27 protein-coding genes are annotated in these 25,728 nt (G+C 61.1%); 13 read left to right on the plus strand and 14 right to left on the minus strand.

All coding sequences use genetic code 11. The features are described from left to right. Positions 1-158 precede the first annotated feature (158 nt). Positions 159-1,784, plus strand: coding sequence for a methyl-accepting chemotaxis protein (locus ACP3TA_RS17640; protein ID WP_116286868.1), 1,626 nt, complete (start codon positions 159-161; stop codon positions 1,782-1,784). Positions 1,785-1,938: 154 nt separating this feature from the next. Here the strand turns inward: ACP3TA_RS17640 and osmB are convergent, their stop codons facing one another. Next, positions 1,939-2,151: an osmotically-inducible lipoprotein OsmB gene (osmB, locus tag ACP3TA_RS17645; RefSeq protein ID WP_004940700.1), complete on the minus strand. Its 213-nt coding sequence runs from the start codon at positions 2,149-2,151 to the stop codon at positions 1,939-1,941. A 231-nt stretch (positions 2,152-2,382) separates the two neighbouring features. On the opposite strand from osmB, the gene ACP3TA_RS17650 reads away from it, so the two are divergent. The 3 genes from ACP3TA_RS17650 (at position 2,383) to ACP3TA_RS17660 (ending at position 3,708) form a co-directional block, all read left to right on the plus strand. After that, positions 2,383-2,778 (plus strand): DUF427 domain-containing protein, encoded by a 396-nt coding sequence (locus tag ACP3TA_RS17650; RefSeq protein ID WP_149542901.1) that lies wholly within the window; start codon positions 2,383-2,385, stop codon positions 2,776-2,778. A gap of 131 nt (positions 2,779-2,909) precedes the next feature. Then, positions 2,910-3,380, plus strand: coding sequence for an Rrf2 family transcriptional regulator (locus ACP3TA_RS17655; protein ID WP_033650438.1), 471 nt, complete (start codon positions 2,910-2,912; stop codon positions 3,378-3,380). Between the two features lie 193 nt (positions 3,381-3,573). Continuing rightward, positions 3,574-3,708 carry an AcrZ family multidrug efflux pump-associated protein gene (locus ACP3TA_RS17660; RefSeq protein ID WP_033643027.1) on the plus strand — a complete coding sequence of 45 codons (135 nt, stop codon included), beginning with the start codon at positions 3,574-3,576 and terminating at the stop codon, positions 3,706-3,708. A 60-nt stretch (positions 3,709-3,768) separates the two neighbouring features. Here ACP3TA_RS17660 and ACP3TA_RS17665 read toward each other — a convergent pair whose 3' ends face one another. Beyond that, positions 3,769-4,647, minus strand: coding sequence for an alpha/beta hydrolase (locus ACP3TA_RS17665; protein ID WP_046687020.1), 879 nt, complete (start codon positions 4,645-4,647; stop codon positions 3,769-3,771). Positions 4,648-4,797: 150 nt separating this feature from the next. Here ACP3TA_RS17665 and ACP3TA_RS17670 point away from each other — a divergent pair, with 150 nt between their 5' ends. The 3 genes from ACP3TA_RS17670 (at position 4,798) to ACP3TA_RS17680 (ending at position 8,135) form a co-directional block, all read left to right on the plus strand. Then, positions 4,798-5,547 (plus strand): DeoR/GlpR family DNA-binding transcription regulator, encoded by a 750-nt coding sequence (locus tag ACP3TA_RS17670; protein ID WP_033650433.1) that lies wholly within the window; start codon positions 4,798-4,800, stop codon positions 5,545-5,547. Between the two features lie 12 nt (positions 5,548-5,559). Then, on the plus strand, positions 5,560-6,627 hold the full coding sequence (locus ACP3TA_RS17675) for an oxidoreductase (protein WP_142002401.1): 1,068 nt from the start codon (positions 5,560-5,562) through the stop codon (positions 6,625-6,627). Positions 6,628-6,740: 113 nt separating this feature from the next. Beyond that, the gene (locus ACP3TA_RS17680; RefSeq protein WP_201911137.1) at positions 6,741-8,135 is read left to right on the plus strand and encodes an MFS transporter; all 1,395 of its coding nucleotides are present in this window, start codon (positions 6,741-6,743) and stop codon (positions 8,133-8,135) included. Here the strand turns inward: ACP3TA_RS17680 and ACP3TA_RS17685 are convergent. From ACP3TA_RS17685 to ACP3TA_RS17715, 7 genes are all read right to left on the minus strand, one after another. Then, positions 8,120-8,656, minus strand: coding sequence for a dihydrofolate reductase family protein (locus ACP3TA_RS17685; protein WP_169539571.1), 537 nt, complete (start codon positions 8,654-8,656; stop codon positions 8,120-8,122). The two genes, ACP3TA_RS17680 and ACP3TA_RS17685, sit on opposite strands and share 16 nt — an antisense overlap. Continuing rightward, a complete protein-coding gene (locus ACP3TA_RS17690) occupies positions 8,656-9,057 on the minus strand; it encodes a VOC family protein (protein ID WP_015377846.1) in 402 nt (133 codons plus the stop codon). Before ACP3TA_RS17690 ends, ACP3TA_RS17685 begins: the two co-directional genes overlap by 1 nt. A gap of 147 nt (positions 9,058-9,204) precedes the next feature. Beyond that, positions 9,205-9,399: a ribbon-helix-helix protein, CopG family gene (locus ACP3TA_RS17695; RefSeq protein ID WP_004928567.1), complete on the minus strand. Its 195-nt coding sequence runs from the start codon at positions 9,397-9,399 to the stop codon at positions 9,205-9,207. Positions 9,400-9,479: 80 nt separating this feature from the next. After that, positions 9,480-10,268, minus strand: coding sequence for a spermidine synthase (locus tag ACP3TA_RS17700; protein ID WP_033643034.1), 789 nt, complete (start codon positions 10,266-10,268; stop codon positions 9,480-9,482). Between the two features lie 34 nt (positions 10,269-10,302). Then, positions 10,303-10,758 (minus strand): 3-hydroxyacyl-ACP dehydratase FabZ, encoded by a 456-nt coding sequence (fabZ, locus tag ACP3TA_RS17705; protein ID WP_033643035.1) that lies wholly within the window; start codon positions 10,756-10,758, stop codon positions 10,303-10,305. 188 nt (positions 10,759-10,946) lie between these two features. Then, a complete protein-coding gene (locus ACP3TA_RS17710; protein WP_025302805.1) occupies positions 10,947-11,441 on the minus strand; it encodes a TIGR00645 family protein in 495 nt (164 codons plus the stop codon). Between the two features lie 94 nt (positions 11,442-11,535). Continuing rightward, complete coding sequence (locus tag ACP3TA_RS17715; protein WP_164120094.1) at positions 11,536-12,735, minus strand: MFS transporter; 1,200 nt, start codon at positions 12,733-12,735, stop codon at positions 11,536-11,538. Positions 12,736-12,832: 97 nt separating this feature from the next. Between ACP3TA_RS17715 and ACP3TA_RS17720 the strand changes: the two genes are divergently transcribed. After that, positions 12,833-13,774, plus strand: a complete 942-nt coding sequence (locus ACP3TA_RS17720; RefSeq protein ID WP_047575830.1) for a LysR family transcriptional regulator — start codon at positions 12,833-12,835, stop codon at positions 13,772-13,774. 6 nt (positions 13,775-13,780) lie between these two features. Here ACP3TA_RS17720 and ACP3TA_RS17725 read toward each other — a convergent pair whose 3' ends face one another. Further along, positions 13,781-14,074, minus strand: coding sequence for a SelT/SelW/SelH family protein (locus ACP3TA_RS17725; RefSeq protein WP_033643038.1), 294 nt, complete (start codon positions 14,072-14,074; stop codon positions 13,781-13,783). Positions 14,075-14,201: 127 nt separating this feature from the next. Further along, the gene (locus ACP3TA_RS17730) at positions 14,202-15,437 is read right to left on the minus strand and encodes an NAD(P)/FAD-dependent oxidoreductase (protein ID WP_122003818.1); all 1,236 of its coding nucleotides are present in this window, start codon (positions 15,435-15,437) and stop codon (positions 14,202-14,204) included. 191 nt (positions 15,438-15,628) lie between these two features. Between ACP3TA_RS17730 and ACP3TA_RS17735 the strand changes: the two genes are divergently transcribed. The 3 genes from ACP3TA_RS17735 (at position 15,629) to adhP (ending at position 18,934) form a co-directional block, all read left to right on the plus strand. Then, positions 15,629-16,414, plus strand: a complete 786-nt coding sequence (locus ACP3TA_RS17735; RefSeq protein WP_083223808.1) for a sulfite exporter TauE/SafE family protein — start codon at positions 15,629-15,631, stop codon at positions 16,412-16,414. Between the two features lie 16 nt (positions 16,415-16,430). Further along, a complete protein-coding gene (gene blh, locus ACP3TA_RS17740) occupies positions 16,431-17,720 on the plus strand; it encodes a bifunctional sulfur transferase/dioxygenase Blh (protein WP_426784386.1) in 1,290 nt (429 codons plus the stop codon). A 197-nt stretch (positions 17,721-17,917) separates the two neighbouring features. Next, on the plus strand, positions 17,918-18,934 hold the full coding sequence (gene adhP, locus ACP3TA_RS17745; protein ID WP_033643042.1) for an alcohol dehydrogenase AdhP: 1,017 nt from the start codon (positions 17,918-17,920) through the stop codon (positions 18,932-18,934). 60 nt (positions 18,935-18,994) lie between these two features. On the opposite strand, the gene exaC is transcribed toward adhP, so the two are convergent. Further along, entirely contained in the window at positions 18,995-20,515 is a 1,521-nt protein-coding gene (gene exaC, locus ACP3TA_RS17750; RefSeq protein WP_033643043.1) for an acetaldehyde dehydrogenase ExaC, read from the minus strand. A 275-nt stretch (positions 20,516-20,790) separates the two neighbouring features. On the opposite strand from exaC, the gene ACP3TA_RS17755 reads away from it, so the two are divergent. Next, the gene (locus ACP3TA_RS17755) at positions 20,791-22,566 is read left to right on the plus strand and encodes a sigma-54-dependent Fis family transcriptional regulator (RefSeq protein ID WP_046687026.1); all 1,776 of its coding nucleotides are present in this window, start codon (positions 20,791-20,793) and stop codon (positions 22,564-22,566) included. A 57-nt stretch (positions 22,567-22,623) separates the two neighbouring features. Here the strand turns inward: ACP3TA_RS17755 and ACP3TA_RS17760 are convergent, their stop codons facing one another. Continuing rightward, positions 22,624-23,541: an ABC transporter substrate-binding protein gene (locus ACP3TA_RS17760; protein ID WP_089191740.1), complete on the minus strand. Its 918-nt coding sequence runs from the start codon at positions 23,539-23,541 to the stop codon at positions 22,624-22,626. Between the two features lie 149 nt (positions 23,542-23,690). Between ACP3TA_RS17760 and ACP3TA_RS17765 the strand changes: the two genes are divergently transcribed. After that, the gene (locus ACP3TA_RS17765) at positions 23,691-24,884 is read left to right on the plus strand and encodes an MFS transporter (protein ID WP_069100348.1); all 1,194 of its coding nucleotides are present in this window, start codon (positions 23,691-23,693) and stop codon (positions 24,882-24,884) included. A 30-nt stretch (positions 24,885-24,914) separates the two neighbouring features. On the opposite strand, the gene ACP3TA_RS17770 is transcribed toward ACP3TA_RS17765, so the two are convergent. Then, positions 24,915-25,727 carry a hypothetical protein gene (locus ACP3TA_RS17770; RefSeq protein WP_069100349.1) on the minus strand — a complete coding sequence of 271 codons (813 nt, stop codon included), beginning with the start codon at positions 25,725-25,727 and terminating at the stop codon, positions 24,915-24,917. Position 25,728 lies beyond the last annotated feature (1 nt).

Raw genomic sequence — 25,728 nt, forward strand, 5'->3', positions numbered from 1 at the left:
AGCTTATTTTCTCACCAAGACAATTCCCTCTTTCGTTCACGCCTTAACATGATTTCAACGCATTCCGAACCCGGCAACACCCGTCTATGGGGGCTGTAATCGTCGTGTCATCAATGCTCGTTAGACTCGCGGCATCCTGGTATTACCGACTAAAAATCATGAACATAAAACTGACACTTGGCCGCGGGGCAAAACCTGCGCCCGCGCTGCCGCGCGCGTTTGGCTTCGGCAAAAGCATGGGGTTATTAAGCGGCGTAATTTGCGTTATCGCGCTATTTTCTCTGCTGCAATTGTTTTCCACCGTATTTATTTCCAATATTCTGCGCGACGCCAAGATTAACCTGGTGACGGGCGACGCCTTGCATCGCCAGCAGGCGGCGATGGATCGCGCCAGGCTGTCGCTGCTGACGGCCAGCGATACCCTGAACCGTGCGGGCATTTACTATCTGCAGGATAAAGCCACCGGCTCCGACGGCAGCTGGCATAGCCTGCTGGATGAATCGCTGGCGGCGTTGCAGGCTTCAGAGCAGGCCTTCGCCCGGTTTGAGCGCCTGAGCGCGACGGCGCCCGAGGCCGCTGACGCCCTGAAAGGCAGTTATCGCCTGTTCTATGACGGTCTGAAGGAGCAGGCGCAAGGGCTGCAACGCAGCGACAGCATCGATGCGTTTTTCGCCGTGCCGATCCAGGCTTTTCAGGCGGATTTCAACGAGAAGTATCTCGCTTATCAGGCGCTGAACGAACGACGCGGCGATGACGTCAACGTGCGGCAATTGGCGGCGCTGGAGCAGGCCAAAACCTATGCGCTCGGCGCGCTCGCGGCGTTGGCGCTGATCGCCTTGGGCGTGTGGTTCGGCGTTGCTCGTTGGGTGATTGCACCGTTGCAAAGGGCGATCGCCCATCTCAACGTGCTGGCCGCCGGCGACCTTTCGCGGCCGTTGCCGCCTGAACGGGCGGTTAACCGCGAAATGCGTCAGTTGCAAACCAGCATTGGCCACATGCAAAACGGCCTGCAGCGGCTGGTGAGTGAGGTGCGCGATGCGGCGAGCGGGATCCTGAACGGCGTCGGGCGGCTGGCGGACGGCAATCGACAGTTGACGGCGCAGTCGGCGAAGCAGGACGGCGAATTGCAGTTGGCGACCGAGCACGTGCAGCAGTTGGCGGCGCGGGTGGAAGAAAACGGCCAATACGCGCAGCTGGCCAATCAACGCACCGAACAGGCCAGGCAGTGCGCCGGCGCCGGTGAAAAGATGATGCAAACCGTCAACGTCTCGATGCAAGGGATCGTCAACCAATCGGCCGAGATGCGCGGCATTGTGGCGCTGATCGACAGTGTGGCGTTTCAGACCAATATTCTGGCGCTGAATGCGGCGATCGAGGCCGCGCACGCCGGCGTTCACGGCCGCGGTTTCGCCATTGTCGCTAAAGAAGTGGGCCTGCTGGCGCAGAAGAGCAGCCATTCTACGCGCGATATTCAGCAGCTGATCAACCGCTCGTTGCAGCAAATCGATCAGGGGTCGCAAGCGGTGGATCTGCTGGCGGGCAATTTGCGTCAAATTATTGATCTGGTGAACACGTTTAGCGCACTGATGGGGGAGATCTCGCTGGCGTCGCTCAATCAGGGGGAGAGCATTCAGGACGTGACGGCGCGCATCGCCGGGCTGAATCAGGTGGCGCGGCAAACCGGCGCCGTGGTGAACGCGGTGACCGAGGCTTCGCAGTTGCTGCAGGGCGAATCGGAACGATTGGAAAAAGCGATGGCGCGTTTCAGGCTGCCGGCGCAATAAATAACCCTGGCGCAGGTTAATGAATAATAAAGCCACGCTTAACGTTATTTATTTAGGTTCGCTCCCTGAGGAATTTCAGCGGAGTAAATAAAGCAGGCCGGCGCGTGTGGATTAAAAAAGCGTCGGCCTGCGGAGGTTATTTTTGGCGGGAGAATTAACGGCTGGTCTGGTGGCCGATGATGCCGCCCAGCGCTGCGCCGCCGAGGGTGCCCAGCGTGCTGCCGTCGGTCAATACCGCGCCGCCCACGGCGCCGACGCCCGCACCGATCGCCGTGTTGCGATCGCGATTGGACATATGCCCACATGCGGTAACGGAAAGCGTCGCCATTACCACCACCAACACACCCGCGGCACGTTTAATATTCATAATGAGTTCCTGGTAAATTGGCTAATTAATGGATTAAAAATAATCCGATTAACTCGCCGGTAGAAGTTGGGATGAATGTATTCCTCCGAAAGAAAATCGAACAGGTAAAAATTCTTAATTTTGGCGCGGTGAAAAGCGATCGCTCGCCGAATGTGCGGCCGTCGGCAAAACCGTTCGGCTATACTGGGAAGACGCCTCATGAGGGGCGGGGCGCACACGCTGGAGGCCGCCATGTCCGAGCTCGTTTCCGCATCCGGCAAACCGGTGAAAATTCCCGGCCCGGACCATCCGATTACGCTGACCCGCCATCCGACGCGGGTCGTGGTGCGCGGCGCCGGCCAAATCCTGGCCGACAGCCGCCATGTGCTCATCTTGCAGGAAGCCAACTATCCGCCGGTGTTTTACTTTCCGCGTGAGGATGTGAATATGCGGCTGCTGCATAAAAGCACGCACGTGAGCTACTGCCCTTATAAGGGCGACTGCAGTTATTTCTCCCTCACGCTGAACGGCCCGCAGGGGGACAATGCGGCCTGGAGCTATGAAATGCCTTACAACGCCGTGGTGGCGATCAAGGATCATCTGGCATTTTATCCCGACAAAGTCACGGCGATCCGTACCGAAGCCTGAGCCGCCGCCGCCTTCGGGCGGGGGCAGGTTGACATTCCACTTATCCCTACTCATTATGTGTATTACCGGAAATTGATACGCTTTCCTTATGTTTCAATCCGACATAAGCGAAACTCTGAGCAGGTGCCAAGGTGTCTACCTCTACGCGATTTGCCGTTGCCATCCATATTCTGACCAACATCACGCTGTGTCGCGGCCAGACGGTGCGTTCCGAAGATATCGCCCGCAGCGTCAACACCAATCCGACGGTGGTGCGGCGCATTCTCGGGGCGTTGGCGGAGGCGGGGCTGACCTATTCGCAGATGGGGCAAGGCGGCGGGGCGCTGTTGGCGCGGCCGGCGGAAGCGATTTCTTTGCTGGACGTGTATCGCGCGGTGGAGGATCAACCTTATTTCACGCTGCATCGCACCCGGCCTAACGAGGCGTGCTATATCGGCCACGCCATTACCCCGGTGCTGGAGCAAGAGTTTGCGCGCGTCGGCCACGCGCTGGAAGCCAGCCTGGCACAGACCAGCATCGCCGAAATGGCCGGGCAGGTTGAGCTGCGCGCCGGCTATCCCTTCGTCCCTTGTTCACCGCAATATCAAGCAGATACGCAATAAAAAATCACGCCAAACCCCGTTCCGCGCAGAGCATTTTTTGCATTGCGTTAATGTAATTGTGTAAGTTACATTAGCTCGCATCAAGTGTGATGTAGCTCACGTTTTAGACTGCCTCCCCACGATAATCGACCGTTTGGCCGGAAACCTTTTCTTCCGGCGCAGATTCGCTGTGCTTATAAACCAGGAGAGAACGATGTTAGAAATGATTGAAAGCTTGGCCACCGTGGTGGTCCTGGTGCCGGTAATGGTGGCCGTCTTGCTCGGCGCGATTTACGGCCTGGGTGAAGTGTTCAACGTCTTTTCCGCTATCGGCCGCAAAAACGGCTGAATCTGTATGCTTGGGGGCTATCGGCCCCCGGCTATAACTCCCTTATTTCCCCCTTTCTCTCTATGAACGCGCCGTTGCGTCGATCATCGCCATCACCTGCCGGAACATCGCGCTTTCCGCATCGGCCAGCTCGTTGACCAGCGTAAAGTGATTGCAGTGGCGGTCGGCCAGCAGGTGGACGTCGAGACCGCGCGCCAGGCAGGCGTCATAATAGGCCTGCGTCTGGTTTTTGAACCCCTGGGTTTCGCGGTGGCCGACGTCGAGCAGGATCTGCGGCGCATGCGCTTTCGCCGGCAGCAAAAACAGCGGGCTGAGAGTTTGCGCCTGTTCGGGCGTCAGGTGCAGCCAGTCGTTGATGTAGATATCGCACAGCGGGCGCAGATCGTAGAGGCCGCTCAGCGCCAGCGCGCCTTTGATTGCATCGGGCGGCAGGCGATAGCGTTGCTGCCAGCCGTCGGCGATCAGCATGCCGCACAGGTGGCCGCCGGCCGAACTGCCGCTGACGAAAATGCGCGCCGGATCGATGCCGAACGGTGCCCCGTGATGATAAAGCCAGGCGATGGCGCTGCGCACCTCATGCACGATCTCCGCCAGCGTCGCTTCCGGCGCCAGCGTATATTCCAGCGTGGCGACCGCCACACCGCGGCGGGCGAACGCGGCGGCCATCGAGCAGGCTTCCTCTTTGCGCTGTGAATGCCAGTAGCCGCCATGAATAAAGATCAGCAGCGGTGCGGGCTGTGCGCTGGCCGGGAACAGATCGAGACGCTCGGCGGCGCTCATGCCGTAGCGCAGATCGTAAATGCCCGGCGTCTGCGCTTTGGCGCGCTGCGCCAGCGCGGCATAGTCCGCCATGCAGGCGTCAAAATCCTCCACCGAAGCGCGGGCGTTGTATTGCGCGGCGCGGGCGCTCAGGTCTTCAAACGTCAGATCGATGTTCATGCGTTTCTCCGGATTGTTATGCGTTATGTCTTCATCATCGTCCCGCAGGGGAAAAGATGTTTGATCTCCGGTGCGCACAATTGCGGCTTCTCCAATGCTGTTATCTGCTGTATATTGCTGTTTTATGCTTTTTTAATGCGGAATAATCCCATGCACAAAGCGGCACGACAGCGCCATTTACTGGATTTGCTCAGCGAACGCGGGCAGGCGGCGGTGGCGGAATTGGCCAGCGCCATCGGTGTTTCGGTCGATACCGTGCGCCGCGACTTGGCCGATCTCGAGCGGCAGGGGTTGGCGCAGAAACATCACGGCGGCGCGATAGCGCTCGAACCGTCCGGCATGCCGCGCCAGGCGCGCGCGGCGCTGTTGCCGCAGGTCAAGCAGCGGCTCGGCCGCGCGGTGGCCGCACAGATCCCGCCCGGCAGCACCCTGATGCTGGATGCGGGCAGTACGCTGTTGGCGGTGGCGCAAGCGTTGCGCGGCCCGGCGACGGTGATCACCGCCTCGCTGGATATCGCGCAGTGCCTGAGCGATAAGCCGGAGATCCAACTGATCCTGCTCGGCGGCCAGTGGGACGCGCGCCAACGGCTGTTCGCCGGCAGCGCGACGCTGGCGTTGCTGGAACGCTACCGCGCGGACATCGCTTTGCTGGGCGCCTGTGCGGTGCATTCTCAGCTGGGGCTGAGCGCCGGCGAAGAGGCCGATGCAGAGGTCAAACGCGCCATGCTGGCCAACAGCGGCGAGCGCTGGCTGGTGGCCGACCATATGAAGCTGGATCGCTGCGAGCCGCATCACGTGGCGGATCTGGCGCAGATCCAACGCCTGTTTACCGATCGCCCGTGGGATAACCTGGACGAGCAATCAATGATTGAACTTTGTGTCGTCGCCGACGACCGCTAGAGGAGAACACTGATGAACGATAACGCTCAACCGTTGCAGGTGGCGCTGATTGGTTACGGCTTTGTCGGCAAGGCGTTTCATGCGCCGCTGATTAACGCGGTGCCGGGTCTGGCGCTGAGCGTGGTGGCTTCGCGCGATGCCGCCAAAGTCCATGCCGATCTGCCGCACGTGCGCGTGATCGCCGACCCGCTGGAGGCGATCCGCTTGCCGGAAGTGGACCTGGTGGTGATTGCTTCGCCGAACGCCACCCATGCGCCGCTGGCGCTGGCTGCGCTGGAAGCGGGCAAGCACGTGGTGGTGGATAAGCCGTTTACGCTGGATTTGGCGCAGGCGCGCACGCTGATTGCGGCGGCGGAGAAGCACGGCCGTCTGCTGTCGGTATTCCAGAATCGCCGCTGGGACAGCGATTTCCTGGGCGTGAAGCAGGTGATCGAGCAGGGACTGATCGGCAAGGTGACGCACTTTGAGTCGCACATCGATCGTTACCGCCCAGAAGTGCGGGTGCGCTGGCGCGAGCAGAATCTGCCGGGCAGCGGGCTGTGGTTCGATCTGGGGCCGCACATGGTCGATCAGGCGCTGCAGCTGTTCGGTTTGCCGCACAGCGTGCAGGCCAACATCGCCACGCTGCGCGCCAATGCGCAGATCAATGACTGGGCGCATGTGGTGCTGAACTACCCGACGCACCGCGTGATTTTGCATGGCAGCATGCTGGTGGCGGGCGGCGTGTCGCGCTTTACCGTGCACGGCGATAAAGGCAGCGTGGTCAAAGCGCGCGCCGACGGGCAGGAGAGCCAACTGCTGACCGGCGTAACGCCGGGTTCGGCTGAGTGGGGTAAAGACGACGACGCGATGAGCTTGTTTATCGGCACGGAACCGGTGCGTACGTTGCCGACGCCGGATGGCGATCAGCGCCAATATTACGTCCAGGTGCGTGACGCGCTGCGCGGCGCCGGCGCCAACCCGGTCACCGCATCGCAGGCGTTGGCGGTGATGGCGGTGCTGGAAGCGGCCACGCTGGCGGCGGAAACCGGCGTAACCCAAACGCTGCCGCTCACCGAGGCGGAGATCGCCGCCTGGTAACGCATCGCGCCAGATAAGGCGTCAGATGCATTGATACAGTGCATCGCATGCGTCTTCCGCCATCCCAGCCCCTGACATAGGCTAAGCCTCAGTCTATGTCAGGAGTGCTTATCATGTTATCCCATCCTTCGCCGCAGGGCGTCCGCGGCATACTGGCCGCACTTTCTCTGTGTATGCTGCTGTCATCGCTCGGCATCAGCATCGCCAACGTCGGGCTGCCGGTGCTCGCCAACGCATTCCATGCCTCGTTCCAGGCAGTGCAGTGGGTGCTGCTCTGCTATTTGTTGGCCGTCACCACCTGCATCATCGGCATCGGCCGCTTGGGCGACAGCCTCAATCGTCGCCGCCTGCTGCTGGCGGGCATCACGCTGTTTACCGCCGCTTCGCTGGCTTGTGCGTTGGCTCCGCAGCTGTGGCTGCTGCTGGCGGCGCGCCTGGCGCAGGGGCTGGGGGGCGCAGTCATGATGTCAATCACCATGGCGCTGGCGGGCGAGGCGCTGGGCACGGAAAAGATCGGCCGCGCGATGGGGCTGCTCGGCACTATGTCGGCCGTGGGCACCGCGCTGGGGCCGTCGTTGGGCGGCGCGCTGATCGCCGGCTTCGGCTGGCGAACGATATTCCTGATCAACCTGCCGCTGGGGCTGCTGGCGCTGTGGCTCGCCTGGCGATACTTGCCGAATGGGGCGCGGGCGGCGACGCGCCCTGAACCGTTCGACCGCGCCGGCACGCTGCTGCTGGGCGGCGCATTGCTTTGCTACTCGCTGGCGATGACTCTGGGACGCGGCGATTTCGGCGCGCTTAACCTGGCGTTGATGTTGGGCGCTCTGTTGGCGGCAGGGTTGTTTATCCGCGTGGAGCGCCGCGCCGTGTCGCCGCTGTTGGCGCCGACGATGTTCCGCCATCCGGCCCTGACGGCGGGGCTGGCGGCCAGCGCGTTGGTCATGACGGTGATGACCGTCACGCTGGTGGTCGGGCCGTTTTATCTGGCGCGCGCGCTGGGGTTAAGCGCCGCGCAGGTGGGGCTGGTGATGTCGGCAGGGCCGGCGGTGGCGATCCTGACCGGTATTCCGGCGGGTTATCTGGTGGATCGCTTTGGATCGCAACGCATCGCCCAGCTTGGGCTGGCGGCAGTGGCCGCCGGGGCGGGATTGCTGTCGCTGCTGGGCCGCTGGGGCGTACTCGGCTATGTCGCGCCGATCGCGCTGTTGACCGCCGGTTATGCGCTGTTTCAGGTGGCCAACAACACGGTGCTGATGAAGGATCTGTTTCCCGAACGACGCGGGTTGATCGCCGGCATGGTCAATCTGGCGCGCAATCTGGGGGCGATCACCGGCGCGTCGGCGATGGGGGCGCTGTTTTATCTGGCCTCGCAGCGGGTGGCGGGCGCCGCGGCGGCCGCGGCTTACGGCATGCGCGTCACCTACGGCGCGGCGGCGTTGCTGGCGTTGGCGGCATTGCTTATCGCCTTCGGCGGCCGCCGACTGGCGCTGCGTTATGACGCGCGCTGAACGGCGTAGCGTTCTTGCACGAAACCGTTGTCCGACTGGGTGACGGCGAGCAGACGCAGGCGCTGCTCAGGGGCATCGGCGCCGAACAAGGGAATGCCGCCGCCCAGCAGCAGCGGCACGCGCGTAATCGTCAATTCGTCGATCAACCCGGCCTGCAGGAAACGCTGCACGGTCTGGCCGCCGTCGATATACAGGTGACGGCAGCCGGCCTCGGCCAACCGCGCCACGACGCTGGCCGGTTCGCCGCTCATCCAGCGGACAGGCTCTGCGCCGTGCGGTGCGGATTGCGTCGACAGTACCACCACCGGCAGTTCTCCATAGGGCCATTCGGGAAAGGCGCGGACTTTTTCATAGGTATGGCGGCCCATCACCAGCGCGTCGATGTCGGCGATAAACGCTTCAAAACTCAGGCCATTGAGCAACGACACCGCGTACTCGGGCCGCAGCAGCCAATCGATGTCGCCGTCGGGGCCGGCAATGAATCCGTCTACGCTGGTGGCGATGTAAACCGAGCATTTCATCAGGCGAGATCTCCGCGGTAAACCACATGGACCTTGTTGCCGTCGGGATCGCGCAGGTAAGCGCCGAAATAGCCTTTGCCGTAGTGCGCGCGCTCGCCGGGTTCGCCTTCACTGCTGCCACCCGCCAGCAGGCCGGCGGCGTAGGCGCGTTTAACCGCCAGCTCGTCGGCGGCGAGAAAGGCCAACATGCTGCCGTTGCCGGCGCTGGCGGGCTGTCTGTCGAAGGGTTGGTAGGCATAAAACCGCGGCAGCGTTTGGCCCGGCATCACCCAGCAGCGGGCGGCGGGGCCGCCGTCCGGCGTCACTTCCCGCCGTTGTAAACCCAATGGCAACAAAATGGCGTCGTAGAACGCGGCGGCGGCGTCCAGATCGCTGACGCCGACGGTAATATGGCTGAACATGGCGCGTTTCCTTTCCCAAGAGAGAATAATGAACGGATAAAACAGTAGCAGCGATAGCGCAGGATGGACAGACCGCGGTGGAGGATTCGGATTAGGGACGCGCGCAGGGGGGCAAAGCGCGCTTCACGGTTTGTGGGGCGGGCCGCCTCAATTGCTCTCGACGCGAGGATTGGCGTGGGTCGGCTGGCTGGGATAATCCACCTGATGCTTGTGCAGATAATCGCGTATCAGCTGGCGCACCACCTGGGAAGGGGTGACGTCCTGCTGCAGGCACAGCTCTTCCAGGGCTTTCTTTTTGTCCGGGTCAATCAGCACCGTTAGCCGCGCCGTTTTCTTTTCCATCAGGATCCTCCAGAGAATGATGACTGAATGATAATACCATGTGAGCGAAGCGGCCAGCCAGACCGCGCCGCCGCTCGTCTTTAGCGGAAATGCAGCCGCTCTATCTTGCGTGACAGGTAGCCGAGTTCGCAGTTGAACAGCTCGCCGCTGCCGGCGGCCAGCGTGCGCAGCGTGCTGAGCGGCAGCGACACCTGGGCCGGCGTAGCATAAATGATCACGTTGCCGCTGGGGGCGATGCAAAACAGCACGGTGGCGAATATCCGGTGCAGGCTGTGGTACAGCAGGCTGTTTTCGTCGGGCAGATCGTGGTAATTCAGCACCAGCCAGCCCCCGTCATTCAGCCGCGCGGCGCAGTTCTCCAGGAATGTCTGGGTGCCTTGCTGCGGATCCATGGCGAACGCCGAATAAAGATCGGAGAAAATCAGATCGTAACGCGTTTCGGCGGGCGGGCGCACGAAGTCCATGGCGTCGGCGGTGCGCAGGCTGATGGTGTCGGTGGCCGGCAGCGTAAAATAGCGGCGCGCGACCGCGATCACCGCGGCGCGCAGCTCGACGACCTCCAGGCGCATAGCCGGATCGAGCGCGTGCAGCGCACGCAGCAGGCTGCCGCCGCCTAACCCCAGGATCAACGCCGACGTCGGCGGCTGCCAGGCCACCGCCATCAGCATCGCTTTGATGTAGTTGTGGATCGGCTGCGCGGGGTTGCTGAGGCTCATCTTGCTTTGCTCGCAGATGCCGTCAAACCGCAGCGTGCGGTAGTCCTTGTGATCGGAAACGATGATTTCGCCCCAGGCGTCGGCTTCGCGAGCGATCACCTGGCCACGCGGGGAGAAATCGAGGGTTCTGAGTAAGCTGTCAACCAGAGACATGGTATTCGCAGGGCTCCTTTGGCAAGCGGCCTGTTTACTTACGGGCGCACATGAAATCGGCGGTGCAAATGCGCCGGCCATCGATGCTGGCACGGCCGGTGAAGCGGGCGATCGCGCCGCGCCGGCGTACAAAGGCGACCTCCATCAACACCTGGTCGCCGGGACGGGCGGCGCGATAAAACCGCGCCCGCTGAATGGAAGCGAAGTAGTAATGTTCCCCTTCGTTAAGCGCCCCGAGATAGTAATGCGCCAGCAGACCGGTGCTTTGCGCCAGCGCTTCCACCAACAGCACGCCAGGAAAACCGGCGAAGCGCGCATGGCCGCTCCAGAACGTCGGCTCATTGGCGGTGATGTTCTTGATGGCGCTCAGTCGCCCTTCGGCGATGCAGGTGCCGGCGGGCAGCACGCGATCGACCAACAGACAGGGATAGCGATGAGGCAGAATCGCCTGAATATCGTGGAATTGCAGGGGGTGACCATGTAATGGCATGGGGGAGCGTGATCCTGTCTGCGGCGAATCCGGCGCGATGGCCGGCGTTCGGTCCATAATGAGTGTAATGACATTATAATAAAATTATCATCAGATGTGCCAGATGAAAGACATGATGGCGGCGACGGTTGGGAAACAGCGAAGGAGGGGAAGACACCCGATCCTGACGATCGGGCGTGGCGGCGCGTTTAGTGCTTGGAGCGGGTCACCTTGTCCAAATAACCCATCACGAAGGCGGAGAGCACGAAGGTGAGGTGGATGATCACATACCACATCAGCTTGTTGTCTGGCACGTTCTTGGCGTCCATAAACACCCGCAGCAGATGGATGGACGAGATGGCGACGATAGACGCGGCGACTTTGTTTTTCAGCGAGGTGGCGTCCATTTTGCCCAGCCAGCTCAGCTTTTCTTTTCCTTCGGTGATATCCAACTGCGAGACGAAATTTTCGTACCCGGAGAACATCACCATCACCAGCAGCCCGCCGACCAGCGCCATGTCGACCAACGACAGCAGGGTCAGGATCAGATCGGCTTCAGCGACGGAGAAAATGTTGGGCAGGACGTGCAGGATCTCCTGAAAAAATTTGATAGACAGGGCGACCAGGGCCAGTGAAAGGCCGAAATAAACCGGCGCGAGCAGCCAGCGGGAGGCGTACATCGCGTTTTCTAGCAAGCGTTCCATCATAAAATTGTTTTGAATGCGTAGCAAAAAGGGCGCTCAGTATAGCGCAAGAGGCCTGGGTGAAATCAACCGCTTGCGCCAGTAGAGGGCGATATCAGGCCGCTACGCGTGCCGTTTTGCGCCCGCAGCGGATCCACAGCGCCACGGCCCCCGCCGCGGTTGCCAGCGCCACGACGCCCGGCCAGCCCGCGCTTGCCAGAATGCGGCTGCCGAGGGCGGCGCCGGTCGCCATGCCGATGAATACGCCGGTGAACAAGAGGGCGTTCAAGCGGCTGCGGGCCGCCGGATCAAGACCGTAGACGATGGTCTGGTGTGCGATCAGCGTCGCCTGGATGCCCAGATCAAATCCGACGGTGCTCAGCGCAATGAGCGCCAGCTGCGCCGGGAGCGGCAACAGCGGAAGCAGAAACATCAGGGCGAAGGCGGCCAGGACCAGTGCCGCGCCGATGCGGGTCACGGCGTCAGGGCCGTGCCGATCGGCCAGGCTTCCCGCCAACGGCGCCGCCAGCGCCCCCGCCGCCCCCGCCAGACCAAACGCGCCGGCCGCCGTGCTGCCGATCTGGTAGCGCTCCGCCAGCATCAACGCCAGCGTTGACCAGAAAGCGCTGAAGCCCAATGACAGAAAGCCTTGCGCCAGCGTTGCACGCTGCAGCTCGGGATACGCGGCCCACAGATGCCCCAGCGAGCGCAGCAGCACGGGGTAACTCAGCGCGTTATGGGGGCGAAGACGCGGCAACATGCGCCAGATAGCCAGCGTGATCGGCAAAACGCCCAGCGCCGCCAGCGCGTAAACGCTGCGCCAGCCGGCGAACTCGGCGAGCGCACCGCTGAACACGCGCGACAGCAGAATACCGGCCAATAGCCCGGTCATCACCGCGCCGACGGTTTTGCCGCGGCTGGCCTCCGGCGCCAGCGTGGCGGCGGCGGGGATAATGTCCTGGGCGACGGTGGCGGTCAGGCCTATCGCCAGGCTGCTGAGCAACAACAGCGGGAATGAGGCGGCAAACGCGCAAAACAGCAGCGTCAGCGTCAGCAGCGCGCCTTTGATCAGAATGATCCGCCGGCGATCGTACCGGTCGCCCAGCGGCGCCAACAGTAAAATGCCCAACGCATAACCCAACTGGGTCAGCGTCGGCACCATGCCGGCATCGGCGACGCCGGTGTGGAAATCGGCGCCCATCATGCCGAGCATGGGCTGGCTGTAATAGATTGAAGCGACGCTGAGGCCGGCGCCGGCGGCCAGCAGAAACACGACGTTGGTGGACGGGGCGCCGTTGGTGGCGGTGGTGCTCATGGCAAAGATCCCTGCAAAGTGAATGTGCGGCCATTTTTACCGCTTGCTTCATTCCGCTGTAGCCCCCTCGCAGGTAAAACTGTTATACACTTAACGTATGAATAAAATTAATTTACCCAACGGCGACCGCATAACTTTGCTGCATACGCTGGTGCGCATCGTCGAAAGCGGCAGCCTGTCGGCGGCGGCGCAGCAGCTGGGCACCTCACAACCGACGATCAGTCGGCGTCTGCAGGCGTTGGAGCAGCTGCTGGGCGCCAAACTGATCCAGCGGACGACTCACGCCCTCAAACTGACCGACGACGGCGAGCGCTGTTACCGCCAGGCGCGGGGGCTGATCGAGCAATGGCAAAGCCTGGAAGAAGGGCTGGGCGGCGCGCGCGACGAACCGGTCGGGGTGTTGCGCGTGCGGGCGCCGCACGCTTTCGGCCAGGATCAGCTGATCGGTCCGTTGGGCGAGTACTTGCGGCGCTACCCGCAAACTTACGTTGAGTGGACGCTGAACGATCATTCTCCGGACTTTATTCCCGAAGGCGTGGATTGCGCCATTCACGTCGGTGCGGTGACCGATCCGTCGGTCGTGGCGGTGTTGCTGGCGGAGGTGCCTCGCAGCACGGTAGCGTCACCGGCGCTGCTGACGAGCCGAGAGCCGGTTCGCTGTCTTGACGATTTGGCGCGGTTGCCGTGGCTGGCGTTGAACAGTTTTTATCGCAATGAAGTGGTGCTGACCCATGTTGAGCGCGGCGAGCAGGGGCGGTTCGATATCACGCCGAGGTTGAGCACCGACAGCCTGTACGCGGTACGCAAGGCGGCGCTGGAGGGGCTGGGCGTCGCGATTGTCTCCTCCTGGCTGGTGCGGGACGATGTGGCCGACGGGGCGCTGCAAACCGTGTTGCCGGCCTGGCGCGCCGCGCCGCTGCCTATCTACCTGCTGTATCCCTACGCCAGCTATTACCCGGCTCGCCTGCGCAAGTTCATGGAAATGATGAAAGAAGTGATGCCGCGCATTCTCGGCGCGCGGCCGCCGGCGGCGGGCTGACGCCGTTCAGTGCCGGGCTTTTTTGCCGTCGTTGTGGCCGAGGGAACGCTCGGGAAAGCTGTGATCGCGCAGCCGCTGCTTTAACTGCGCCGCATCGGGGAAGCCGCCGTCAATTTTGCGATCCCAAATCATCACGCCATCGACGCTGATTTGATACACCCCGCCGGTGCCCGGCATCAGGGTGACGGAGGCGAGATCGTCGCCGAAGGTATTGAGCAGCTCTTGCGCCATCCAGCCGGCGCGCAGCAACCAATTGCATTGTGAACAGTAGTGAATCGTAACGGCGGGGGCATTTTTCATCGTTGATCGACCGGTTAGTGGTGACGGCTTGCAATCAGCCTGATGGCTCGCAAGCGATGGTGGCTGTGTATCGCCAAATAGTCAAGCGCCTGCGGAAGCCGCGAGGCGCGGATAACGATGACGGTCGCTATGGCTTGCTTTTGGCAAACCATTCGACCCCGCGCAACATGCCCGCCCAGTAAAATTTGGGTAAAAACCAGGCCTTCAGCCACCATGCCATACGGCTGGGATGCGTGTTGTCGAACAGAGGAAAGGTGGGGAGCAATTTACTGTCGTAACCAAACTCCGCCAGAACAACCTTGCCTTTCTCTACCGTCAATGGGCAGGAGCCATAACCATCATACCGTGCCGCATCAGGGGCGCCGTTAAGCTGCGCCGCGATGTTCTCTGCCACCACCACCACCTGTTTGCGAGCCGCCGCCAGGGTTTTGGCATTTGGCGTGGCGCAACAGTCGCCAACCGCAAAAATCGTCTGCCACTGCTTATGCCGTAGGGTGAATTTATCCACGTCGCACCAACCTGACTCGTCAGACAACCCACTTTGTGAAATGAACGCCGGCGCAGATTGCGGCGGCACTACGTGCAGCATATCGAAGGGCAGTGTCACTTCGCGTTTGCCTTCTTCATCACCGTCCAGAGAAAAGGTCGCTTGCCGACGCTGCCCATCAACGCGAACTAAATTATGCCGGAAGTTGACCTGTGCGCGGTATTTTTTCAAGTAATCGGTCAGCGGAGGAACAAATTGCGGCACGCCGAATACCGCCGCGCCCGCCAGGCAAAAATTGACGTTAATATTATTAAGGACACCTTGTCGCCGCCAGTGATCGCATGAAAGGTATAAGGCTTTTTGCGGCGCGCCGGCGCATTTTATCGGAATTGGTGGTTGAGAAAATATCGCCTCGCCGCCTTGCATTTCACGAACCAGTTTCCAGGTGTATTCCGCAAGATCAAAACGATAATTAGAGGTGACGCCATTCATTCCCAACGTTTCTTCAAGACCCTCTATTTTATCCCAACGTAAAACGAGGCCGCAGGCAACAATAAGGAAGTCGTAGTTTATTTTCTGCCCTTGGCGGGTCTCGACATATTTTTGGCCGGGCTCCACTCTGACCACGCTATCCTGAATCCATGCGGTTCCTGGGGGGATGACGGCGCGCATGGAACGCCGCGTTTTATTGATATCAAAAAGCCCGCCGCCCACCAAGGTCCATGCCGGTTGATAATAATGACAGTCGCCAGGTTCAATTACCGTTATATCAATGCCTTTAACTCGCTTCCTTATGCTTGCCACGACGCTTATTCCAGATGAACCACCGCCAATAACAACAACTTTTTTCTGGGTGTTTATTTTTTCCGGTTTCATGCAGGCCTCCTTTCATAAGAAAGTAGGGGGTTAATGCCCAGATTAAAAGGAAATTCATAGAACTTATGGTTATATTGAAAATCACATATTCGATTTAGCTATATGTAATAGCTAAATGTAATAAGTTATTTGACAATCAATGCGAACTGATCGTTAATAAATGCCACAAACACCGTTCAGGAATTAACGCATTGGATTTTTTCCATTTTACTTTTTATACCCTGATGTTATTGGTGATAACCGGAGGAATAGTCGGATTTCTCTTGGCCCTGACAGGCGGAGGCGGCTCCATCGTTTGTGTGCCGCTGCTGCTGTATATGGTGCAAATCCCGGATACGCATTTGGTGATAGGCACCAGCGCCATGGCCGTCGCCGTCAGCGCGCTGCTCAACCTTTTTGCGCACGCCGCCAAAGGAAACGTCCGGTGGCGAACCGGCATTGTCGTGTCACTGGTCGCGGTGGTCGGGACGCTGGCAGGTTCACAGATGGGAAAAATCACGGACGGGCGCTATCTAACCCTGCCTTTCGCTTTGCTGATGCTGATTGTCGCCGGATTAACGCTGAAAAAAAATCACCGGGCCGGCAACGGGTTGGCTTCCCCGGATGCAACCTTTCATCCCGCCATCGTGTGGCCCAGCGTGTTGGCGCTCGGCGCGGTGGCCGGCTTTCTGGGTATCGGCGGCGGATTTTTAGTGGTGCCGGCGCTGCTCTGGTTTTTCCGCTTTTCGCTGCTTGAAGCGGTGGCCACCTCGCTGGTGGTGGTTTCTGCCATGGGTTTATCGACGAGCGCAAGCTATGCCTTGTCCGGCAAGGTGTCGCTCGTCATCACGTGCTGGCTGATCGTCGGCGGTGTTCTGGGGGGCGTCGTGGGGGTTGCGCTCACCGAGCGCCTGAAGAAACGCGAGGACATTATCCGTGTGCTCTACGCCGCCATGCTCTTGGTGCTGGCCCTTTATATGCTTTTTAAAAGCTTATAAGACAGAAGGAAAAAATATGCGCATCCGTACATACCATCATCAGCTCTCCTTTTCGGGGGCGCCCGCAGCGAGTGATTTCGCTACCCTGCATCAACAAGGCTACCGGCTTATTGTCAACAACCGGCCAGATGAAGAACCGGGGGAGCATCTATCCCATCAGCAAGAGAAAACGCTGGCTGAAGGCATGGGCATAGACTACGTCTATCTTCCTTACACGTTCGACACGCTGACCTGGGAGACCGTTTATACCTTCCATTACCTGTTGCGGCGAGGCAAGAAGACCCTGGCGCACTGCCGGAGCGGGGCGCGCTCAGCCTGCCTTGCTCTGCTGCATGCGCTGCGCGAAGGGCGGATCGATGAAGCGCGATTCCGCAGCCAATGCGAAGAATATGGCGCGGATGCCGATAAGGCGCTCAGCTGGTATCGCCGGCATCAGTCCGTTCAGTCTCATGCGCAAGTGCACGCATTTTATGAGCCGGAAAGCGGCAGCCTGCAGTATGTCGTCGCCGATCCCGAGGCGCGTCGCTGCGCCATCATCGACCCGGTACTGGATTTTGACCGCCGATCGGGCACGGTATCGCATCAGCAGGCGCACACCATTTTGAGCTTTATCCGGCAGCAAGGATGGGGCGTGGCCTGGGTGCTGGATACGCACCCGCATGCCGACCATTTTTCTGCCGCAACCTGGCTGGCGCAGAAAACCGGCGCCCTCAGCGGCATAGGCGAAAAAATCACCGCCGTGCAGGGGCTGTGGCAAGACATCTATAATTTGAAGGAACTGCCTCCCGCCGAGACCGTGTGGGATGCGCTGTTTGCGGATGGGGACGTCTTTTTTATCGGCAACCTGCGCGCTGAAGTCTTGCTGTCTCCTGGCCACACCCTGGCTTCCGTCACGTATCACATTGCCGATGCGGCGTTTATTCACGATACGTTTTTCATGCCTGACAGCGGCACCGCAAGGGCCGATTTCCCCGGCGGAAATGCGGAAGCCCTGTGGGATTCGTTGCAGCGGATCTTGAGCCTGCCAGCGGATACCCGCCTGTTTACCGGCCACGATTATCGCCCGGCGGGGCGTGAGGCCCGCTGGGAAAGCACCGTGCGAGAGCAGCGCGAGAACAACCCCTGGGTGGCCAACATGGATAAAGCCCAATTTATCGCGCAAAGGAAGCAGCGAGACGCCACGTTGCCGCATCCGGAATTGATGCTGATGGCGCTGCAGGTCAACATTCGCGGCGGCGTTCTGCCTGATTGCGAAGATGATGGGCGGCACTACCTCAAAATCCCTGTTAATAGCTTCAAGGGGTAAATCAAGCCAGAGAGGCGCGATCGTTCACGGCTGCCAATCTCAAGGCGATCGCGCCGTCTGTTAATGGTTTTTTATGAAATAATCAGACTGATTCATATTTAATTATTTGTTTTTACACAAAACACGCGGCGCTTGCCCTCGCCGAATACAGTCACTACATTAACAACTGTACTTCCCACACTGCTAAGGAAAACACCATGAAAGCTGCCGTAGTGACGAAAAACCATACCGTAGACATTCAGGATAAAGTGCTGCGCCCGCTGAAGCACGGCGAAGCGGCGTTGAAAATGGAGTGTTGCGGGGTGTGCCACACCGATTTGCACGTGAAAAACGGCGATTTCGGCGAGGTGCCGGGCATTACGTTGGGGCATGAGGGCATCGGCGTGGTCTCCGCCGTCGGTGAGGGCGTCACCTCGTTAAAAGTGGGTGACCGCGCCAGCGTCGCCTGGTTTTACCAGGGTTGCGGCCACTGCGAATACTGCGTCAGCGGCAACGAGACCCTGTGCCGCTCGGTGAAAAACGCCGGCTACAGCGTTGACGGCGGCATGGCGGAAGAGTGCATCGTGGTGGCGGACTACGCGGTGAAAGTGCCGGACGGGCTCGATTCTTTCGCCGCCAGCAGCATCACCTGCGCCGGCGTCACCACCTACAAGGCGGTGAAGATTTCCGATATCAAGCCGGGGCAGTGGATCGCCATCTATGGCCTGGGCGGGCTGGGCAACCTGGCGTTGCAGTACGCCAAGAACGTGTTTAACGCCAAAGTGATCGCCATCGACGTCAATGATGGCCAGCTGGAGTTCGCCAAACAGATCGGCGCCGATCTGACTATCAACTCCAAAACGCAAAACGCGGAGGAGATCATTCAGCAGCAAACCGGCGGCGCTCACGCGGCGGTGGTGACGGCGGTGGCGAAAGCCGCCTTCAACTCGGCGGTCAATGCGGTGCGCGCCGGCGGTAAAGTGGTGGCCGTGGGGCTGCCGCCGGAGAGTATGGATCTGAGCATTCCGCGCCTGGTGCTGGACGGCATTCAGGTGGTGGGTTCGCTGGTGGGCACGCGCGAAGATCTGAAAGAGGCGTTCCAGTTCGCCGCCGAAGGCAAAGTGACGCCGAAAGTGACCAAACGGCCATTGGGCGATATCAACGCCATCTTCGAGGAGATGAAGGCGGGCACCATTCGCGGTCGCATGGTGATCGATCTCGGCATGGCGAAGTAGGCCACGCGAAAAAAGAAGGCCACCTGCGGGTGGCCTTCTTGTTATCTCATTACGCCGGCTTCAGAACAGGCCCAGCGGTTTGGCGTCGTAGCTGACCAGCAGGTTTTTCACCTGCTGATAGTGCGACAGCGCCGCCTTGTGGGTCTCGCGCCCGATGCCGGAGTTTTTGTAGCCGCCGAACGCGGCGTGCGCAGGGTACAGGTGGTAGCAGTTGGTCCATACGCGGCCGGCCTTGATCGCACGTCCCATGCGGTAGGCGCGGTTGATGTCGCGGGTCCACAGCCCGGCGCCCAGCCCGAACTCGGTGTCGTTGGCCAGCGCCAGGGCTTCGGCCTCATCCTTGAAGGTGGTGACGCCAATCACCGGCCCGAAGATCTCCTCGCGGAAGAAACGCATGCTGTTGTCGCCGGTGATCAGCGTCGGCTGCAGGTAGAAACCGTTTTGCACTTCGTCGCCGCGCTGAGCGGGCTCGCCGCCCGCAACGATTTTGCCGCCCTCGTTTTTAGCGATGTCGATGTAGGACAGGATCTTGTCGTACTGCTGTTTTGACGCCTGGGCGCCGATCATGGTCTCGGTGTCGAAGGGATCGCCCTGGCGGATGGTGGCGATACGCGCCAGCACTTTCTCCATGAACTGCGGGTAGATGGACTCCTGGATCAGCGCGCGTGAAGGGCAGGTGCAAACCTCTCCCTGGTTGAAAAAGCCCAGCACCAACCCCTCAACCGCCTTGTCGATAAACGCCGGCTCCGCCTGCATGATGTCTTCAAAATAAATGTTCGGCGATTTGCCGCCCAGCTCGACGGTGCTGGGGATGATGTTCTCCGCCGCACAGGCGAGAATGTGGCGGCCGACCGGCGTGGAGCCGGTGAAGGCGATTTTTTCGATGCGTTTGCTGCGCGCCAGCGCTTCGCCGGCCTCGGCGCCGAAACCTTGCACCACGTTGAGCACCCCCGGCGGCAGCAGATCGCCGATCTCTTCCATCAGCACGCTGATGCCGAGCGGCGTCTGTTCCGCCGGTTTCAGCACCACGCAGTTACCGCCCGCCAGCGCCGGCGCCAGTTTCCAGGCGGCCATCAGCAGCGGGAAGTTCCACGGGATAATCTGGCCGACCACGCCCAGCGGTTCATAGATATGGTAGGCCACGGTATTTTGGTCGATCTCCGCCGCGGTGCCTTCCTGCGCGCGCAGGCAGCCGGCGAAGTAGCGGAAATGGTCGACCGCCAGCGGCAGATCGGCATTCAGGGTTTCGCGGATCGGTTTGCCGTTGTCCCAGGTTTCGGTCAGCGCCAGCATCTCCAGCCGCGACTCGATGCGATCGGCGATGGCCAACAGCACATTGGCGCGTTCCTGCACGCTGGTTTTACCCCAGGCGTCCGCCGCCGCATGCGCCGCGTCAAGCGCCAGCTCGATGTCTTTGGCGTCGGAACGCGGGAATTCGGCGATCGGCTGGCCGGTCACCGGCGAGGTGTTGGTGAAGTAGTTGCCGGATACCGGTTCGACAAATTTGCCGCCAATGTAGTTGCCATAGCGTTGACGGAACGAAACCAGCGAGCCAGGCAAACCGGGGTGAACATATTTCATGTGAAGCACCTCTCTGCAGATGATAACCGGCGCTATTGCGCTGCGCCTGTGAGTGCGGCCTGTCGCCGCAGCACAGAGAAGCACGCCCCGTGCCAGATTAGCGACGGACGTAGCGTTATTTAAAAAATGGCTATTTATTAAAACGTTAAGCACTGATGTGGGTAAGCCAATCGAGCGATGCCGCTGCCGCCGATGATTTTTTGTGTTCCGTGTCGCAACGCCTGATACACATCCATGATACATATTTGCAACACTTGCAGCCGGGGGAGAAACGCATGTTGCCTGACGATCGCTTGCTCACTGAGAGCGCCAGTTTGCTGACCCACCCGCTGGCGGAATCCTGGCAGCGCAGCCGCAGTTACGGCCTGACGCGCGCCGATCAACATATCCCGTTTATCAAAGCCGGTCTGCTCGAAGAACTGCGCAGCCGCAACGACTGGGTGCCGCAACGGGTACAGCCGCTGATCGAACAGTTGGGCGCGCAAATTACGCGTCAACCGGCCATCGTGGTGATCGCCGACGCCGACGGGCTGGTGTTGGAAACCCGTGGCAATCACGATTTTCTGCACAAGGCGTCGCGCTTTGCGCTGGCGCCGGGCAACCAGTGGGGAGAAGCGGAGCGGGGCACTAACGCCATCGGCACTGCGCTGGCGCTGGGCGCTTTCTGCGAAGTGCGCGGCGATCAGCATTTTCTCAACCAAAACGCCGGATTGAACTGCACCGCCGCGCCGATCTACCGGCCGGATGGCCATATTGCCGGCATACTGGATCTCTCTGCCCCGGCCCAGCGCCCGTATCCTGATGCGCAGCGTCTGATCATGCAGGCGGTGCGCCATATCGAACACCGCTGGGTCAGAAGCGCGATCGCCGATCGTCACTGGACGCTGCGCCTGCACGCCGACGCTGGGCGCCTGGGCAGCGCGCAGGAACTGCTGCTGGTGTTTCACGACGAAGTGCTGATCGCCGCCAATCGGCTGGCGATGGTCGAGTTCCAACTCTCGCCGGCCGCATTCGGCTCGCTTGAATTCGCTCAGCTGTTCCCCGATCTGTTGCGGCAACCCTCCGGCGCGCCGCGCCAGACGCTGGCCGGCAATCAACGGCACTATTATTCGCTGCTCGAGGCGCCCCAACGCCGCGTTAGCGCTCTGCGTTCGACGCCGCCGGCGGAACGGCACGACGAGCAGCATCAGAAAGCGTTGCGTATTCTCAACGCCGGCCTTTCTCTGTGCGTGACCGGCGAAACCGGCTGCGGCAAGGAGCACTTCAGCCGCCGCCTGTTTCAGGAAAGTCGCTGGCGCAACGGCAACTTTGTGGCGATCAACTGCGCGGCGCTGCCGGAACCGCTGATCGAGTCCGAACTGTTCGGCTATGCGCCGGGGGCGTTTACCGGTGCCAACCCCAAAGGCTATATCGGCAAGATCCGCGAGGCGGACGGCGGCGTGCTGTTCCTCGATGAAATCGGCGACATGCCGGCGGGCCTTCAAACGCGCCTGCTGCGGGTGTTGCAGGAGAAAACGGTCACGCCGCTCGGCAGCCGCAGCGCCTATGCGGTCGATTTCGCGCTGGTTTGCGCGACGCACCACGATCTGCATCGGCAGGTGCAAACGGGGGCGTTTCGCGAAGATTTATTGTATCGCATACAGGAATACAGCCTGCGCATCCCGCCGCTCAGAGAGCGGGCGCAATTGGAGGCGTTCATTCTGCAGCTGTGGCGGGAGCTGGGCGGCGAACGGCGCGACATTCGCCTGTTGCCGGAGGTGCTGGCGATGCTGGCGCGCTATCCGTGGCCCGGCAACGTGCGGCAATTGTTAAGTACGCTCAAGGTGCTGCTGGCGCTGGCGGACGATCGCGCGGTGATCACCCTGGACGATCTGCCGCAGTCGATCGCGGTACTGTCGCCGCGCCAGGCATGCGCCGACGCCGGCGGCGAGGATCTGCAGGCGGCGATCGACAGGGCGGGCGGCAATCTCAGCCGGGCGGCGAAGGCGCTCGGCGTTTCGCGCAGCACGCTGTACCGCAAGCTGGGGAGGCGAAGAGCGGCAGAGGAATGACGCTTATCGATTGACGGGCGATAAGGCCCCGCTGCGCGGGGCCTGTTTGTTGCTCTCTCAATCCCCCAGTCCCGGCGGGTTAATCTCGGAGTGGGCAATCTTCTCGTCGCTCTCCGCCCAGCGATCCAACACCTGCAGATAACTGCCGTTGGCGATGGCGCTGTTGAGCGAAGCCTGCACCGCGTCCACCAGGCCGTTGCCTTTCTTCAGCGTGACGGCGATGTTGGCGGTCTTCGGCCAGCCGCCGGGCACGATGCCCACCAGCCGGGTTTTACCGGTCAGCCGCGCCTGATAAGCGCCGGAGACGTTGGGCCCGAAGGTGGCGTCGGCGCGGCCGGACTGAATGGCCAGCGTGGAGGCGGCCTTATCGGTGACGTACACCGGCTGCAGCGGCGCTAATCCCTTGGCGCGGTTCTCCTTGTCCCAGGCCAGCAGTACCGCTTCCTGATTGGTGCCGGAATCGACGATGATCTTTTTACCGGCGATATCCGGCGCCGTTTTGATCTGGGTGATTTTACTGTCGGACTTGACGTAGAAGCCCAGCGTATCCTGCCGATAGGTGGCGAAATCGAATTTAGTCTTGCGTTCGTTGGTCACGGTGATGTTGTAAACCGCGGCGTCATATTTGCCGGAGGCCACCCCCAGCGGCCAGTCTTCCCACGACGTGGGCACCAGCCTGAGTTTCAGCCCCAAACCATCGGCCACCAGGCGCGCGATGTCCGCCTCGCTGCCGATCACCGTTTTATTGTCGCGGGCGTACAGGCCGAACGGCGGGCCGCTGCCCAGCAGGGAAATGGCCACCGTCAGCGTGCCGGGTTCCACGAACCGGAAGCCGGCGGGGATTTTGGCCACGGCTTCGGCGCTCTTCACCGTGTGGATCGGCGTTTCGTTGGCGACGAGATCCACGCCCGGTGCGGCGGCGGCGGAAAAACTCAGCAGCGCCGCAATCACTATCATCTTTTTGCTATATATCATTATGTTAATTACCTTCATTATTATGGATGTCACACGGTCGTTGCACTATCTCTAAAGGCTGCAGATCTGTGAACGAACAAAATCAACTAACCAATCTTGGAAAAATCATGAGGCGCCTCTGGCGGCGCTGAATCGATCGAGGATGAACCATGCCGTCGCGTTTCGCTACGTTGGGCCGCATACCGCGCGGCGTGTGGGTATTGGGTGGCGTGAGCCTGCTGATGGACGTTTCCTCGGAAATGATCCATAGCCTGTTGCCGCTGTTTATGGCGACGACGCTCGGCGCCAGCGTGATTGTCATCGGTCTGATCGAAGGGCTGGCGGAGGCGACGGCGTTGATCGTCAAGGTGTTCTCCGGCGTGCTCAGCGATTACCTCGGCAAACGTAAAGGGCTGGCGCTGCTGGGCTACGGGTTGGGCGCCATCAGCAAACCGTTTTTCGCCATCGCGTCGTCGTCCGGCATGGTGATGAGCGCGCGCCTGCTGGATCGCGTGGGCAAAGGCATTCGCGGGGCGCCGCGTGATGCCCTGGTGGCCGACGTGACGCCGCCGGAAATTCGCGGCGCGGCTTTCGGGCTGCGCCAGTCGCTGGATACCGTCGGCGCCTTTTTAGGGCCGCTGCTGGCCGTCGGTCTGATGCTGCTGTGGCACAACGATTTTCGCGCCATCTTCTGGGTGGCGGCGATCCCGGCGGCGCTGGCGATTGCGCTGCTGTTTTTCGGCCTGAAAGAGCCGGCCGCCGCGATAATCCACAAGCGCACCAACCCGATCACTCGCGCCAACCTGCGGCTGCTGGGGCGCAGCTATTGGTGGGTGGTGAGCATCGGCGCGATCTTCACGCTGGCGCGCTTCAGTGAAGCGTTCCTGGTGTTGAAGGCGCAGCAGGGCGGCACGCCGCTGGCGCTGATCCCGCTGGTGATGGTCGCCATGAATCTGGTCTACGCCTGCTCGGCCTATCCGTTCGGAAAACTGTCCGACCGCATGAGCCATGAAGGATTGCTGAAAGCCGGGTTGCTGGTGCTGATCGCCGCTGACCTGGTATTGGCGCTGAGCGATCATTGGGGCGGGGTGCTTTTTGGCGTCGCGCTGTGGGGCGTGCACATGGGCATGACCCAGGGGCTACTGGCGGCGATGGTGGCACATACCGCGCCGGCGCACCTGCGCGGCACCGCGTTCGGCATGTTCAATCTGATCAGCGGCGTGGCGCTGCTGCTGGCGAGTCTCGGGGCCGGAACCCTGTGGGAGCTGTTCGGTTCCGCCTCCACCTTCTACGCCGGGGCGCTCATCTGCGTGGTGACGCTTATCGGCATGAAACTGGCGCCGTTCGGCGAACGGCGGCCGTGAAAGCGGCGGCGCTGAACGCCGCCGCGCGGTTTACGCCGGATGGGCGTCATTCTCGTTGCCGCCAATCGCCAGGTAATCCGTGTAGATTTGCGGCGCGCCGGAGAACGACGCCAGTGTTTTCCACTCGTCGTACATGCGTTCGGTGTCCTGATGCTCGGCCACGAACCTGAGCGCTTGCTCGGTTGAGACATCGAGCTCCGGATGGAACGCGTTGAGCGACGCCAGACTTTCAATGATCAGCATCACCGCGTATTGGTCCAGCCGATTGCCGCTCTGGCCCTTCAGCAGGTGAAACTTCCAGCCCGGGTAGTCTTCCACGCGGTGGATGTTGTCGGTAATGAACCGTTCAAACCGCTCGGGCGAGACGCCCGCTTTAAGCGCCAGGTTATGAATGCCGATGACACGCTGAATGCTTTCCTTACCTGGTTCGCTGCGGTAATTGGGGCCGGGCGGCAATGAACTGCGGCTATTCTCGGCCACCAGACGGTAACAGGTGTAAAGGGTCGGCAGTTCGGCGAAGGTCGCGAAGGTTTTCCACTCCTCAATCAGCGCGGCGGCCTCCGGACGCTGCCGCCAAAAGGCGTGCGCCTCGTCGGTCAGCTCGCCGTTGCCGTCGATATAGCGCGCGTAGGTGGCGGCGTCTTTAGCCTGATAAACCATCAGGTACTGATTTTCACGCTCGCCGCGCAGGCCGCGCAGCAGCGTCCATCGCCAGCCGGGATAGGCCGGGATGGCGACGCCTTTACGGCGAACGAACGCTTCGAAACGATCCGAGGCGACGCCCCGTTTCAGGTTGATTCCCACGTAGTGCAGGGAGAAAACCGGCGTGGTTGATGCATGCATT

The organism is Serratia sp. 2C06 (genome assembly GCF_050037615.1).
GTDB classification, from domain to species: Bacteria; Pseudomonadota; Gammaproteobacteria; order Enterobacterales; family Enterobacteriaceae; genus Serratia; species Serratia ureilytica.

Bases quoted from the DNA above. Each gene is read 5' to 3' on its own strand.
- ACP3TA_RS17690 (WP_015377846.1), bottom strand. From the start codon at position 9,057: ATGTTCAGCCATATTACCGTCGGCGTCAGCGATCTGGACGCCGCCGCC.
- ACP3TA_RS17670 (WP_033650433.1), top strand. From the start codon at position 4,798: ATGCACAAAGCGGCACGACAGCGCCATTTACTGGATTTGCTCAGCGAA.
- ACP3TA_RS17710 (WP_025302805.1), bottom strand. From the start codon at position 11,441: ATGGAACGCTTGCTAGAAAACGCGATGTACGCCTCCCGCTGGCTGCTC.
- ACP3TA_RS17720 (WP_047575830.1), top strand. From the start codon at position 12,833: ATGAATAAAATTAATTTACCCAACGGCGACCGCATAACTTTGCTGCAT.
- ACP3TA_RS17730 (WP_122003818.1), bottom strand. From the start codon at position 15,437: ATGAAACCGGAAAAAATAAACACCCAGAAAAAAGTTGTTGTTATTGGC.
- adhP (WP_033643042.1), top strand. From the start codon at position 17,918: ATGAAAGCTGCCGTAGTGACGAAAAACCATACCGTAGACATTCAGGAT.
- ACP3TA_RS17765 (WP_069100348.1), top strand. From the start codon at position 23,691: ATGCCGTCGCGTTTCGCTACGTTGGGCCGCATACCGCGCGGCGTGTGG.
- fabZ (WP_033643035.1), bottom strand. From the start codon at position 10,758: ATGCCATTACATGGTCACCCCCTGCAATTCCACGATATTCAGGCGATT.
- osmB (WP_004940700.1), bottom strand. From the start codon at position 2,151: ATGAATATTAAACGTGCCGCGGGTGTGTTGGTGGTGGTAATGGCGACG.
- ACP3TA_RS17680 (WP_201911137.1), top strand. From the start codon at position 6,741: ATGTTATCCCATCCTTCGCCGCAGGGCGTCCGCGGCATACTGGCCGCA.
- ACP3TA_RS17665 (WP_046687020.1), bottom strand. From the start codon at position 4,647: ATGAACATCGATCTGACGTTTGAAGACCTGAGCGCCCGCGCCGCGCAA.
- ACP3TA_RS17650 (WP_149542901.1), top strand. From the start codon at position 2,383: ATGTCCGAGCTCGTTTCCGCATCCGGCAAACCGGTGAAAATTCCCGGC.
- ACP3TA_RS17660 (WP_033643027.1), top strand. From the start codon at position 3,574: ATGTTAGAAATGATTGAAAGCTTGGCCACCGTGGTGGTCCTGGTGCCG.
- ACP3TA_RS17770 (WP_069100349.1), bottom strand. From the start codon at position 25,727: ATGCATGCATCAACCACGCCGGTTTTCTCCCTGCACTACGTGGGAATC.
- ACP3TA_RS17695 (WP_004928567.1), bottom strand. From the start codon at position 9,399: ATGGAAAAGAAAACGGCGCGGCTAACGGTGCTGATTGACCCGGACAAA.
- ACP3TA_RS17675 (WP_142002401.1), top strand. From the start codon at position 5,560: ATGAACGATAACGCTCAACCGTTGCAGGTGGCGCTGATTGGTTACGGC.
- blh (WP_426784386.1), top strand. From the start codon at position 16,431: ATGCGCATCCGTACATACCATCATCAGCTCTCCTTTTCGGGGGCGCCC.
- ACP3TA_RS17760 (WP_089191740.1), bottom strand. From the start codon at position 23,541: ATGATATATAGCAAAAAGATGATAGTGATTGCGGCGCTGCTGAGTTTT.
- ACP3TA_RS17755 (WP_046687026.1), top strand. From the start codon at position 20,791: ATGTTGCCTGACGATCGCTTGCTCACTGAGAGCGCCAGTTTGCTGACC.
- ACP3TA_RS17715 (WP_164120094.1), bottom strand. From the start codon at position 12,735: ATGAGCACCACCGCCACCAACGGCGCCCCGTCCACCAACGTCGTGTTT.
- ACP3TA_RS17640 (WP_116286868.1), top strand. From the start codon at position 159: ATGAACATAAAACTGACACTTGGCCGCGGGGCAAAACCTGCGCCCGCG.
- exaC (WP_033643043.1), bottom strand. From the start codon at position 20,515: ATGAAATATGTTCACCCCGGTTTGCCTGGCTCGCTGGTTTCGTTCCGT.
- ACP3TA_RS17725 (WP_033643038.1), bottom strand. From the start codon at position 14,074: ATGAAAAATGCCCCCGCCGTTACGATTCACTACTGTTCACAATGCAAT.
- ACP3TA_RS17700 (WP_033643034.1), bottom strand. From the start codon at position 10,268: ATGTCTCTGGTTGACAGCTTACTCAGAACCCTCGATTTCTCCCCGCGT.
- ACP3TA_RS17685 (WP_169539571.1), bottom strand. From the start codon at position 8,656: ATGAAATGCTCGGTTTACATCGCCACCAGCGTAGACGGATTCATTGCC.